This window comes from Marinobacterium ramblicola (genome assembly GCF_019084545.1).
In the GTDB taxonomy this organism is placed as follows: domain Bacteria; phylum Pseudomonadota; class Gammaproteobacteria; order Pseudomonadales; family Balneatricaceae; genus Marinobacterium_D; species Marinobacterium_D ramblicola.
The window spans coordinates 177,753-189,891 of sequence record NZ_JAHREP010000007.1 but is presented as its reverse complement, the minus strand read 5'-3'; the positions used below and the strand labels follow the sequence as shown (position 1 = coordinate 189,891).

Genomic DNA, 12,139 nt, shown 5'->3' with positions numbered 1-12,139 from the left:
GGTTTTACCGTGGTCAACGTGACCGATGGTGCCGACGTTGACGTGCGGCTTGTTACGTTCAAATGATTGCTTAGCCATTTTGAATTCCCAACCTGTTCGTTTGATGCCTGGGTCGCCAAATACGAAAAAGGGTAGACATATCGCTATATCTACCCTTCTTAATCTGGAGCTCATGGGCGGATTTGAACCGCCGACCTCACCCTTACCAAGGGTGTGCTCTACCCCTGAGCTACATGAGCACAACGTTTTTGGAGCGGGTAGCGGGAATCGAACCCGCCTCTTCAGCTTGGAAGGCTGAGGTAATAGCCACTATACCATACCCGCCGAAGCCAGCTGACTTCACACCACTCTGCCGCGGGGTACGCCAGGGTGGTTGATGGTGGTGAGGGGTGGATTCGAACCACCGAAGCTCGCGCGTCAGATTTACAGTCTGATCCCTTTGGCCACTCGGGAACCTCACCACTACCGCTTCGCTGTCTCAACTGGTGCCGGCACGAGGAGTCGAACCCCGGACCTACTGATTACAAGTCAGTTGCTCTACCAACTGAGCTATACCGGCCTTGGCAACGAAGTGGGGCGTATCTTACTGATCGCCTTGGGGGCTTGCAACCCCTTCACAATCATTTTTTTCGATTTTTATACCCGGCCAGCTCGCCGCCACAAGCCGATTGATTTCACTGGATATTTCGTAACCAGCCAGATGCTTCACGCGGACCTGCCACAGGGCTTCATCAGCGAGGATCTCCTCCACCCGAACACGCTCACGCAGCGCGGCCGGCAGTCGACTGCGCGCACCTTGCAGCGCAGACTGATCGGAGAAACGACCAAAGGAGAGTAATCCACCGCGGCTTTCCGGCACCCAACCCTCACGGGCCAGACTATCAAGCAACTCGATACGTTGCGCGGCGTCCGCCGGCAGCGGTAGCACCAGACGCCAACCGGTGATCGCTGGGGGCAACTGCACCGCTTCGGCACTTACCGGCTCCGAAGACAAAACCGATACCAGGCGCTGCGCCTCATACCGAGAGCTCAGCGGCGCGTAACTCAGACACACACGCTCCCGCGCCGGCAGCACCTCATTGGGAGGCAGCTCCGACAGCAGACGCAGGCCAACACCTTTTGACGCCGCGACAGCGGGCTTATGCTCAGCGGCTCGCTGCTGTGCATACCAGAAAAACAGCAGCGTATTGGCCAACAGCAACAGTAGAAACAACCAGCGCAGCATCCCTACCCCTCCAGCGCGACCTGTAAACCATCGAGTACGAGATCCGGACGCCACTCACCACGCCCGAGCAAACGCCAAAACAGTTCACCGTCGCCGCCGGTTACGTACAGGTCCATCTCTGGCTCCAGACCCTGCTTCAGGCGCAGCTGGATCGCATCGAAAATAAAGTCCGCGCCATGGGTAACCGCATCGCTGGTATTGCAACCGGGCGACGGATCGAATCTGTCGACCGGGCGATCCACAAATACCCGCGCGGTGTTGCCGAGCAAGGCCTGCTGCAGCAGTCGCATACCCGGCAGGATGTAACCGCCGAGATGCTGTCCATTCGCCGCCAGGTAGTCGATGGTAATCGCACTGCCGCAATCCACCACACAGCAGGCCCTCTGCGTCCATTGGCGAGCGGCCAGCATCGCCAACCAGCGATCGATCCCCATGGCAGAAGGGTTGTCGTAACTGTTGATAACGCCCGCGGCCGCGGCTTCGGTACGCGCGAACCTGGGCTCGGGCAGGCCGTTTTCGCGCAGCAGACCGGCCAATCCCCGACTGACCTCCTCCGCCGCCACCGAGCAGACCCATACCGCATCAACCTCGGTTCGCCAATCCGGGATCAGCGCACCCAACGCCTCGCGGGTCAACACCCTGCCACGACCGAGGCAACCCTTGGCCGAATCGCGCAAGCGCCACTTCAGGAACGTGTTTCCGATATCGATCTCGAGAATTACCGACACGCTTGCCTCAACCCTGCTGCGCACGCACACTGATCTCCCCGCCATAGTACGCCTGCACCTGGCCCTCGGACTCCAGCAACAGCGCACCACGCTCATCCACACCGCGACAGATACCGCTGACCTCATTGTTACCACTGATCAGCCGCACGGCTGCATCGCGATGCGCATTGGCCTGCTGCCACTGCTCACGCATCACCGCAAACCCCTGGGTCTCGAAGGTATCCAGCGTCTCAAAAAGCGACTCGACCAATGTCGCCAGCAGCTGGTTACGCCCTGGGCGGTTCGACAGCAGTCTGCTGACGTCGATACAGGGCTGGGAGATCTGCTCAAGCTGATTAGCGGGCATCGCCACATTCAAACCAACCCCGATCACCACCTCGCACTCGCCGGCGGCATCACCACTGATCTCGACCAGTATGCCACCGAGCTTCCTTCCGCGACTGAGCAGATCATTGGGCCATTTCAGCTGCACCTCCTCGATCCCGATTCGGCGCAACCCCTCGCGCAGCGCCAAGCCAACGCCCAGACTTAGCCCCTCCAGCGCCGCCAGACCCGCCGAAAAACGCCAGGCCAGCGAAAAGCAGAGATTCGCCGCATAGGGACTGACCCATTCGCGACCACGACGGCCACGCCCCCGGGTTTGGAACTCTGCCGCGAACAGGCCGTTGCGCGCTCCCGACCGGAGCGCCTCCAGCGCCAGCGTATTGGTGGATTCGACCTCGTTCGCGAACTCCAGCCGATCCAGCCGCGCGACCAGAGCCGGCGGCAGCATCTCGGTGACACGGGCCTGATCCAGCAGATCCAGACCCGCCGGAATGCGATAGCCCCGCCCCTTGACGCTGTAGACCTCGATCCCCAGGGTTTCCAACCGCTGAATCTGCTTCCACACTGCGGAACGGCTGATACCCAGTTGTTCGCCCAACTCCCGGCCGGAATGAAAGGCGCCGTCACTGAGCAGAGCAAGCAGATTATCGATAGTCATCAGCACGCCACCTCTGCAGACACCCGCTGCAGCACGATAAAGCTGTAGTCATAGGGATTGGCCTCCGATGCACCGAACTCCTCCCGGCCAACCTCGTGCCACTGCCCGGCGTCCAGCGCCGGAAAATAGGCATCGCCCGCCACTTCGGCGTGCACCTGGGTCAGGTACAGCCGATCACATAGTGGCAGCATCTGCCGGTAGATCTCCGCGCCGCCGATCACCAACGCCTCATCGACACCATCGATCTCGGCCTGAGCCGCGGCCCGCTCGATCGCGACCTCGGGCGAGGGCACGACCACCACGCCCTTGGCGCTCCAGGCCGAATCACGGGTGATCACAATATTGCAACGCCCCGGCAGGGGGCGCCCGATCGACTCGAAGGTTTTACGCCCCATGATGATCGGCTTGCCCATCGTAACCCGCTTGAAGTACTGAAGATCCTCGGGCAGATGCCAGGGGAGACGGTTTTGATTGCCGATCACCCGGTTTTCAGCCTGGGCCACGATTACTGCCACATGCATATTGGCTCCTCAGATCGCTATTGGTGCACGGATCGCGGGATAGGGGTCGTAGCCCTCGATCTCGAAATCATCGAATTCATATTCAAACAGAGAGGCGGGCCTGCGCTTGATCTTCAGCTGCGGCAGCGGCCGCGGCGTTCTCGACAGCTGCTCGGCGACGATCGACGCATCATCGAGATGGTTGGCATACAGATGTAGATCGCCGAAGGTGTGCACAAACTCACCCACCTGAAGATCGCACTGCTGTGCAATCATGTGTGTCAGCAGCGCATAGGAGGCGATATTGAACGGCACACCGAGAAAATAGTCGGCACTGCGCTGATAGAGCTGACAGCTCAACCGCCCATTGGCGACGTAGAACTGAAACAGGGTGTGACAGGGGGGCAACGCGGCCTTGCCGTTGCGCACATTCTCTTGCGGGGAGATCGACTCATCCGGCAGGTCGGCCGGATTCCAGCCACTGACAATCAACCGGCGGGAGTCAGGCTTGCGCCGGATCTGCACCAACAGCTCCGAGATCTGATCCACCGTACGGCCGTCCGGACAGGCCCAGGAGCGCCACTGTTTGCCATAGATCGGCCCCAGCTCGCCATTGTCCAGCGCCCACTCGTCCCAGATAGTCACGCCACGCTCATTAAGCCAGGTGTTGTCGGTGCTGCCGGAGAGAAACCAGAGCAACTCGTAGATGATCGACTTCAAGTGCACCCGCTTGGTGGTCAGCAGCGGAAAGCCACGACTGAGATCGAACCTTAGCTGACGCCCGAATAGCGAGCGGGTACCCGTACCGGTGCGGTCGCCCTTATCGACACCCTGCTCGACGATCTCACGCATCAGATCGAGATACTGTTGCATACGGTTTTTTCTTCTCTAGTAGCGGTGGGAGCCCATACTTTAACGCTTTACCGGCCCGGGTGCATCGCCCGGCGCAGGCGTACTCCGGCTGTAGGCCCACAGGATCAGCAGCACACCGGCCAAAATCATCGGCAGGGACAGCAGCTGCCCCATGGTCAGCCAATGGAAAGCGAGAAAGCCCAGATGCGCGTCCGGCTCGCGGAAAAACTCGGCGCAGGAGCGAAACAGGCCATAAAGCAGCAGAAACAGGCCGGACACCGCCATTCGAGGCCGAGGCTTCGACGAGAACCACCAGAGCACGGCGAACATCACCACACCCTCCAGCGCTGCCTCATACAGCTGGGATGGATGTCGGGCCAAGCCATCGGCGGCACGCGGAAAGATCACCCCCCAACTCTGATCCGTCGGCCGCCCCCAAAGCTCGCCGCCGATGAAGTTACCCACACGCCCGGCACCCAGACCGATCGGGATCAACGGTGCGACGAAGTCACTGAGCTCGAAGAAGCGCTTACCGTGACGATGAGCAAACCAGGCGATCGCGACCAGCACGCCGATCAGGCCGCCGTGAAAGGACATCCCGCCCTCCCAGATCGCGAACAGCCAGAGTGGATCGTCGAGGAAGTAATCGAAATGGTAGAACAGCACATAGCCGAAACGACCGCCAAGAATCACCCCCAGCGCGCCCCAGAACACCAGATCGGAGACCTGCTGCTCGCTCCAGCCGGAACCGGGCTGACGGGCGCGCCAGCTACCCAGCAACCAGGCCGCGCCAAAGCCGACCAGATACATCAGTCCATACCAGTGGACCTTCAGCGGCCCGAGCTCCAGCGCCAGCGGATCTATATCATGCACCCACACGTCATAACCCCGAAATCAGATTGGTAATCAAAAAACGCAGGCCAACAACAGCCAGCAACAACGCAAACACCCGTTTCAGCTGCCGCTGCGGCAACCGGTGTGCCAGTCGCGCACCGTAGCGCGCAGAAAAGGAGCTCGCGAGCACGATGCCGATCAGTGCCGGCAGATAGATATACCCCAGATGCCAGTCCGGCATCCTCGCCTCGTTCCAACCGCTCCAGATATTGCCGACCGCCCCGGTCAGCGCTATCGGCAGCCCGCAGGCGGCGGAGGTGGCCACCGCCTGCTGCATGCTCAGCCGGCGCCAGTGCAGATAGGGCACCGTCAGCGTGCCGCCACCGATGCCGAAGATCGCCGAGGCACAGCCGACACCGCCCCCGGCAACCACCAACTCACCCGAGCCCGGCACTTGCCCACCCGCCTTGGGGCGGAGATCAAACACCATCTGCGCTGCAACACAGAGCGTAAAAACGCCAAACAACAGCTGCAGTACGGAGCCACTGAGAGCTCCCGCGATCCAGACACCACTCAGGGCACCGGCAAGAATACCGACCGACATCGGGGGAAAAAGGTTCCAACAGACAGCCCCTTTCTGGTGATGCGCGCGGATGGACGCGATCGAGGTAAACACTATCGTGCCCAACGAGGTCGCCACCGCGGCGTGCGTCAGCACCTCCGGCGACATGCCCTGCGCCGAGAAACTGAAGATCAGCACAGGTACGATAATCAGCCCGCCACCGATACCAAACAGGCCGGCAACAAATCCCGCCACTGCGCCAAGCAGCAGATAGAGCGCAAAGGTCAGTAACATCCTCTCTGTCCCGCTAGCCGAAAAGTGCACTATAGTAGGGCTTAAGAGAGATGCTGAACATCCCCGCCAACGCTCAAGGAACAGATGCCGCCGGGAGTCTAATCACTATGTGTCTGATCGTCATTGCCCTGAACCAGCATCCGGACTGGCCTCTGCTTCTGGTCGCCAACCGGGATGAATTTCATAGCCGACCCACCCAGGCGCTGGGCTTCTGGCCCGACGCGCCGATCATTGCCGGGCGCGACCTGCAAGCCGGCGGCACCTGGATGGGATTCAACCAAAATGGACGTTTCGCGGCGGTAACCAACTACCGGGACGGACGCGAGCAGGTGGCGGCGAGCAACTCCCGCGGCCAACTGGTCACCGACTTTCTGCTCAGCGACACCCCCGCCAGCCGCTACACCCCACCTGCAGAGGTGACCGCCGGCTACAACTTGATCCGGGGTGATGGCGAGGGCCTTTTCTACAGCAGCAACCGGGGCGGCCGCTGCGAACGTCTGAGCAACGGCATTCATACGCTGAGCAATGCGCTGCTCGAGAGCGAATGGCCGAAAACACGCAGAGCCCGACTGGCGATGCAACGAACGCTGCACACCCCCTCATCTGTCGATGCCGGCACACTGCTCGAAGTGCTGACCGACGCAACGCCGGCCGAATATGATCAACTACCGGATACCGGTATTCCACGGGAGAAGGAGCGACTGCTGTCGTCCTGCCTGATCCGCAGTGCCAGTTATGGCACCCGTGCGACAACGGTGCTGATGCAGGCGAAAAACGGGCTGACACGGATTATCGAGCGACGACTGGACGGCCAGGGACGCTGTGGCCAGAGCGACTTTACCCTCTGGCTCAATCCGCTGGGGGTCTGAACCCGGTCGCGAATCAGTCGCGCCCCGGCAACACCGGACGGGTCAGATTGCCCAACCCCAGGCTCTTCAAAGAGTTACGCAGGTAGCGGTGTATTGCATCGGCATCATCCATGCGCATGACCCGCTGCAGCAACGCATTGGCCTGGGCCAGGCTGGTGCCACGAATAGCCGATTTAACCTTGGGCAGATTGTTGGAGTTCATCGATAACACGTCATAGCCCATCGCCATCAACAGCAGTGCGCCGCCGGGATCCGCCGCCATCTCACCACAGATGGAAACCGGCTTATGCTCCTTGCGCACCTCCTGGGCGATATAATGCAGCACCTTGAGCACCGCCGGATGGTAGGGCGCATACAGGTGCGCCACCCGGGGATTGTTACGGTCCACGGCCAGCAGGTACTGGGTCAGATCGTTGGAGCCGACGGAGATAAAATCCACCTTGCGCGCAAAACGACGGGTCAGGTAGACGGCGGCCGGCACCTCCACCATGATACCCACCGGCGGCCGTTCGACATCGAGCCCCTCCTCCTGCAGCTCCAGCACGGCGCGATCGATCTGGGCGCTGGCCTCCTCGATCTCATGCATGCTGGTCACCATCGGCAGCATGATACGCAGATTATTGAAGCCCTGAGCAGCGCGCAGCATGGCGCGCACCTGAACCAGGAAGATCTCCGGGTGATCGAGCGTAACACGAATACCACGCCAGCCCAGGAAAGGGTTCTCCTCCTCGATCGGGAAGTAGGGCAGGGATTTGTCGCCACCGATATCCAGCGTTCTCATCGTCACAGGACGCGGCGCAAAAGCTTCCAACTGGCGGCGATAGATCTTCAGCTGCTCCTGCTCGCTGGGGAAAAAATCGCGCGTCATGAACGGGATCTCGGTGCGATACAGCCCTATGCCCTCGGCACCGCGCTCAAGCGAGCGTTCCACGTCACTGACCAGACCGGTGTTTACCCACAGCGGCATGCGATAGCCATCGGTGGTTTGTGCGGGCAGGTCACGCAGCGTTTCCAGTCCGGCGGCGATCATCTGCTCTTCACGGAGGATTTCACGGAAGGCGTTTTTCAGATCCTCCGAAGGGTTCACATAGACGCGACCGGTATAACCGTCGATGATCACCTCACGCCCTTCCAGGCGAGTAAACGGCAGATCGACCACCCCCATGACGGTAGGGATGCCCATGGAACGCGCCAAGATCGCCGCATGGGAGTTGCCGGACCCGCTGACCGAAACCAATCCGACCAGTTTATCCTCCGGCACCAAGCCGAGCATCGTCGGCGACAGATCGTCGGCGACCAGAATCGTACTGTCCGGGAACTCCACCTCGCCGGAACTCACACTCTCCTGCAGATGACTCAGTACTCGACGCCCCAGATCACGAATATCGGTCGCCCGCTCGCGCAGATAGGGATCATCCATCGACGAAAACTGGCGCACATGATCATCCACCACTTCACGCAGCGCACCCTGCGCCCAATTCCCGGCCCGTATCCGCTCCGCCACCTGTCCCGCCAGTGCGTTATCCTCGAGCATGCGCATATAGACATCGAACAGCGCCTGCTCGTCACTGCGCAGGCGCTGCGCCAGCATACGGCTGACTTCACGCACCTCGCCACGCACCGCTTCGAGCGCGATATTGAACCTCTCCAGCTCCGCCTCGATATTGCGCGCCGGCTTGTCCGGCACCCCCTCAAGGTCTGCCGGCAGGGTGGCGACGAAGACTTGCCCCACCGCCACACCGGGAGCACCGGCAACACCCGAAAACCGGCGATCTTCGGGCAGTTTAGCGCCAACCCCCGTACCACCGTGATTACCGACCGGCTGAATGGAGCCGGTCGCCTCGGCATGCGCGATAACGCCGGCCAGCTGTGCCGACACTGTGATCAGAAACGCCTCTTCCGACTCGTCAAACCGGCGGCGCTCGAACTGCTGTACCACGAGGACACCGAGCACCTCACCCTGATGGATGATCGGCACACCGAGGAAGGCGTGATAGCGCTCCTCACCGGTCGACTGCAGATAGATATAGGAGGGATGCACCGAAGCATCTTCCAGGTTGATCGGCTCGGCACGCTGGCCGACCAGCCCCACGACCCCCTCGGTGGGAGATAGACTGACCACACCGACCGACTCCGGATTGAGCCCCTGAGTAGCCATCAGCACGTAACGCTGGGAGATCGTGTCGAGCAGGTAGATAGAGCAGACCTGCGTATGCATGGCGCGCTGAATGCGCCTGACCGTCAGATCGAGCACCGACTCAAGATCCGGAGCCGCGCTCACCTCCTGTACGATCTTCCGCAGCACGTTCAACATCGCCGCCATCTACACAGCCCCTTATATCTCTGACGCTCTGGTCTCTCTACCGCTCTGGCACCGGCTGCAGGCGCGCCAGTTTAGGCGATAATTCTCGCAGTGCTTTACGGTAAACCTCTCGCTTGAAGGAGACCACCTGCCCCAGAGGATACCAGTAACTGACCCATCGCCAACCATCAAACTCCGGTGAGTCAGTTTCGTCTATTCTTACTGCGCTATCATGACTGAGCATACGCAGCAGGAACCATTTCTGTTTCTGCCCCACGCACACGGGGTGCGAATGGCGTCGGATCATACGCTTGGGCAACCTGTAGCGCAGCCAGCCTCGTGTTACCGCGAGAACCTCAACATCCGCTGGCGATAACCCGACCTCCTCTTTCAGCTCACGATACATCGCCTGTTCCGGAGTTTCCCGACCCTGAATCCCCCCCTGAGGAAACTGCCAGGCATCCTGTCCGATACGCCTTGCCCAAAGCACCTGACCCAGAGCATTGACCAGAATGATACCGACATTCGGTCTGAAGCCGTCTGAATCGATCAATTCTCAATCCCGAAATAACTATAGTAATATGCAGCTATTGTTCCATAGATCCCGGGCCGAGCAAATAGCCTGCCAGACCGGCATTTGACACCGGTCGCGTCCCATTTGCATCGCCGATCGGCCAACTCTATCCTATCCCGCTCAACCGATATCAATCCGATATCCGTTGGTAAATCTGGAGTGTATACGCGTGCGCCTAGCCATCTTTGATCTCGACAACACCCTGCTCAACGGCGACAGCGATCACGCCTGGGGGGAGTTTCTGTGCCGGCGAAGCATCGTTGACGAGGCGGAATATCGCGCAGCCAATGACCATTTCTTCCGCCAGTATCAGAGCGGCGCCCTGGATATCCACGAGTTTCTGAATTTCGCCCTGAGACCGCTGGCCAACCACGCACCTGAACAACTTCAGGCCTGGCACAATGCGTTCATGGAGGAGTGTATCGAACCGATGATGTTGCCGGCCGCACATGCGCTGCTTGAACAGCATCGCCAGGCCGGGGACTACCTGCTGATCATCACCGCCACCAACAGTTTCGTGACGGCGCCGATAGCCAAACGTTTGGGTGTCGACGGCTTATTGGCGACAGAGCCGGAGCGGCTTGGCGACCGCTTTACCGGCCGAGTGGCGGGCACGCCCTGTTTCCAGGGCGGAAAAGTGGAACGATTGAGTCGTTGGCTGGAGGAAACCGGCCACTCTCTCAAGGAGAGCAGCTTCTACAGTGACTCGCATAACGACCTGCCCCTGCTGGAGCAAGTCGATTTTCCCTACGCGGTCAATCCCGACGACAAGCTGCGACAGATCGCCGTTGAGCGCGACTGGCCCATCCTCGATCTACGCGGCTGAGGTCCGGCGTCAGATCGCCACCTTGCATTCGCGCAGCATGCGATTGAGTTCGGTCATCACCTGACGCCGGGTGATCAAGCCGACCAGCTTGCCGCGCTCGACCACCGGGTAGTTTTTCGGTTTAACCTTGCTCATCTGCTGCGCCAACTCCAGCACACTGTCACCCGGCGCCACGCACAAAGGCTCATGGTGCATGATATCGGCGACCTGAATGCGGCTGTCGCAGTAGTAACTGCTGCTGACAAGGTAGCGCAGGCAGTCATGCTCGGACAGGAAACCGACCACCGCACGGTTTTCGTCGATGACCGGCAACCCCATCTGTCCCGACGCCAAGATCAACTCGACTGCATCCGACAGCGCCATCTGACCGGTCAATGGCCGCGCGACAGGCAGCATCAGGTCGCGCACCCTCTTCTGATCTAGCATGCGTTCCGCTCTCCTCAACTTTTTTGCTCTGGCAGCTAAAGTGTGGCAGAGGAAAGCCGCTTTTTCCTGTCAGCGAATCATTTTCATGATCAAGGACAGGGATAGGTATAACGGCGGTGAATCGCCTCTATCTCGGCACTGACGTCATCACTCAAACGGATCTCAAGCGACGCGATATCGGCCCGTAACTGCTCCATCCGGGTGGCACCGATAATATTGGCACCGAGGAACTCGCGGCTGTTGACGAATGCCAGCGCGAGCATCGCCGGTTCCAAGCCCACCTGCCTGGCCAGATCGACATAGGCCTGGGTGGCGGCCAGGCCTGACTCGGTCATATAGCGGGCAAACTGGGGAAACTGAGCCAGGCGGGAGCCTTCGGGCCGCACGCCGCCCAGGTATTTGCCGCTGAGCACACCGAACGCCATCGGTGAGTAGGCCAGCAGTTCCACCTGCTCACGCATCGCCACCTCGGCCAGCCCCACCTCGAACGAGCGGTTGAGCAGGTTGTAGGGGTTCTGGATCGATATGGGCCGCGGCAAGCCGTGCAGCTCGGCCAGCTGGACAAACTTCATCGCCCCCCAGGCGGTTTCGTTGGACAGGCCGATATGGCGGATCTTGCCCTCGCCGACCAACTCATCCAGCACCTGCAGGGTTTCCAGGATCGGCGTACCGTCGCATTCCGGTTTATGCTCATAACCGAGGCGCCCGAACATATTGGTCGAGCGGTCGGGCCAATGCAGCTGATAGAGGTCGATATAATCGGTTTGCAGGCGGTGCAGAGAGTCCTCCACCGCCTGGCGCAGATTGGCACGGTCGAAGTGCAGATCGGGGCGGATATAGCTGACCTGCTCACCGGGACCTGCGGCCTTGGTGGCGATGAAGACCTGGTCGCGAGTACCTCGCGCCTTCATCCAGTTACCGATACAACGCTCGGTATTGCCCTGATACCGGGGATCGGTAGGTACCGGATACATCTCGGCCGCGTCGAACAGATTCACCCCCTGTGCCAGGGCATAGTCCATCTGCTCGAACGCCTCGGCCTCGCTGTTGCTGCGGCCAAAGGTCATGGTTCCCAGTGCGATGCGACTGACCCGCAGATCGGATCGACCCAGCAGTTTGTACTCCATACTCCCTCTCCTTAATTCTGCACCACCCCAGTCGACAG

At 60.4% G+C, this 12,139-nt stretch carries 13 protein-coding genes, 4 tRNA genes and 1 pseudogene; 2 read left to right on the top strand and 16 right to left on the bottom strand.

Annotation, left to right across the window (positions count from 1 at the left end; all coding sequences use genetic code 11):
- The 12 genes and pseudogenes from KQ940_RS07595 to KQ940_RS07540 all read right to left on the bottom strand — a co-directional run.
- Positions 1 to 78: pseudogene (locus tag KQ940_RS07595) on the bottom strand (GTP-binding protein); the annotation flags it as partial.
- 86 nt (positions 79 to 164) lie between these two features.
- Positions 165 to 239: transfer RNA gene (locus KQ940_RS07590), tRNA-Thr, on the bottom strand.
- A gap of 10 nt (positions 240 to 249) precedes the next feature.
- Positions 250 to 324, bottom strand: a tRNA-Gly gene (locus tag KQ940_RS07585).
- A 53-nt stretch (positions 325 to 377) separates the two neighbouring features.
- Positions 378 to 461, bottom strand: a tRNA-Tyr gene (locus tag KQ940_RS07580).
- A 22-nt stretch (positions 462 to 483) separates the two neighbouring features.
- Positions 484 to 559 (bottom strand) — tRNA-Thr (locus KQ940_RS07575).
- 24 nt (positions 560 to 583) lie between these two features.
- The gene (locus KQ940_RS07570; protein WP_217412826.1) at positions 584 to 1,225 is read right to left on the bottom strand and encodes a hypothetical protein; all 642 of its coding nucleotides are present in this window, start codon (positions 1,223 to 1,225) and stop codon (positions 584 to 586) included.
- A 2-nt stretch (positions 1,226 to 1,227) separates the two neighbouring features.
- The gene (locus KQ940_RS07565; RefSeq protein WP_343222630.1) at positions 1,228 to 1,953 is read right to left on the bottom strand and encodes a type III pantothenate kinase; all 726 of its coding nucleotides are present in this window, start codon (positions 1,951 to 1,953) and stop codon (positions 1,228 to 1,230) included.
- Positions 1,954 to 1,960: 7 nt separating this feature from the next.
- Entirely contained in the window at positions 1,961 to 2,935 is a 975-nt protein-coding gene (gene birA, locus KQ940_RS07560; protein ID WP_217412824.1) for a bifunctional biotin--[acetyl-CoA-carboxylase] ligase/biotin operon repressor BirA, read from the bottom strand.
- On the bottom strand, positions 2,935 to 3,456 hold the full coding sequence (locus KQ940_RS07555; RefSeq protein ID WP_217412823.1) for a dihydrofolate reductase: 522 nt from the start codon (positions 3,454 to 3,456) through the stop codon (positions 2,935 to 2,937). Before KQ940_RS07555 ends, birA begins: the two co-directional genes overlap by 1 nt.
- A 9-nt stretch (positions 3,457 to 3,465) precedes the next feature.
- The gene (locus KQ940_RS07550; protein ID WP_217412822.1) at positions 3,466 to 4,308 is read right to left on the bottom strand and encodes a thymidylate synthase; all 843 of its coding nucleotides are present in this window, start codon (positions 4,306 to 4,308) and stop codon (positions 3,466 to 3,468) included.
- Between the two features lie 39 nt (positions 4,309 to 4,347).
- Positions 4,348 to 5,166 carry a prolipoprotein diacylglyceryl transferase gene (lgt, locus tag KQ940_RS07545; RefSeq protein WP_217412821.1) on the bottom strand — a complete coding sequence of 273 codons (819 nt, stop codon included), beginning with the start codon at positions 5,164 to 5,166 and terminating at the stop codon, positions 4,348 to 4,350.
- A gap of 1 nt (position 5,167) precedes the next feature.
- The gene (locus tag KQ940_RS07540; RefSeq protein WP_217412820.1) at positions 5,168 to 5,977 is read right to left on the bottom strand and encodes a sulfite exporter TauE/SafE family protein; all 810 of its coding nucleotides are present in this window, start codon (positions 5,975 to 5,977) and stop codon (positions 5,168 to 5,170) included.
- A gap of 107 nt (positions 5,978 to 6,084) precedes the next feature.
- Here KQ940_RS07540 and KQ940_RS07535 point away from each other — a divergent pair, with 107 nt between their 5' ends.
- Positions 6,085 to 6,846, top strand: coding sequence for an NRDE family protein (locus tag KQ940_RS07535; protein ID WP_217412819.1), 762 nt, complete (start codon positions 6,085 to 6,087; stop codon positions 6,844 to 6,846).
- Positions 6,847 to 6,859: 13 nt separating this feature from the next.
- Here KQ940_RS07535 and ptsP read toward each other — a convergent pair whose 3' ends face one another.
- Both ptsP and KQ940_RS07525 read right to left on the bottom strand, forming a co-directional pair.
- Positions 6,860 to 9,160: a phosphoenolpyruvate--protein phosphotransferase gene (gene ptsP, locus KQ940_RS07530; protein WP_217412837.1), complete on the bottom strand. Its 2,301-nt coding sequence runs from the start codon at positions 9,158 to 9,160 to the stop codon at positions 6,860 to 6,862.
- A gap of 46 nt (positions 9,161 to 9,206) precedes the next feature.
- Complete coding sequence (locus KQ940_RS07525; RefSeq protein WP_217412818.1) at positions 9,207 to 9,701, bottom strand: RNA pyrophosphohydrolase; 495 nt, start codon at positions 9,699 to 9,701, stop codon at positions 9,207 to 9,209.
- A gap of 190 nt (positions 9,702 to 9,891) precedes the next feature.
- Between KQ940_RS07525 and KQ940_RS07520 the strand changes: the two genes are divergently transcribed.
- Positions 9,892 to 10,548 (top strand): histidinol-phosphatase, encoded by a 657-nt coding sequence (locus tag KQ940_RS07520; protein ID WP_217412817.1) that lies wholly within the window; start codon positions 9,892 to 9,894, stop codon positions 10,546 to 10,548.
- A 9-nt stretch (positions 10,549 to 10,557) separates the two neighbouring features.
- Here the strand turns inward: KQ940_RS07520 and KQ940_RS07515 are convergent, their stop codons facing one another.
- Positions 10,558 to 10,974 (bottom strand): CBS domain-containing protein, encoded by a 417-nt coding sequence (locus KQ940_RS07515; RefSeq protein WP_217412816.1) that lies wholly within the window; start codon positions 10,972 to 10,974, stop codon positions 10,558 to 10,560.
- Positions 10,975 to 11,063: 89 nt separating this feature from the next.
- Positions 11,064 to 12,101, bottom strand: a complete 1,038-nt coding sequence (locus tag KQ940_RS07510) for an NADP(H)-dependent aldo-keto reductase (RefSeq protein ID WP_217412815.1) — start codon at positions 12,099 to 12,101, stop codon at positions 11,064 to 11,066.
- Between the last annotated feature and the right edge of the window lie 38 nt (positions 12,102 to 12,139).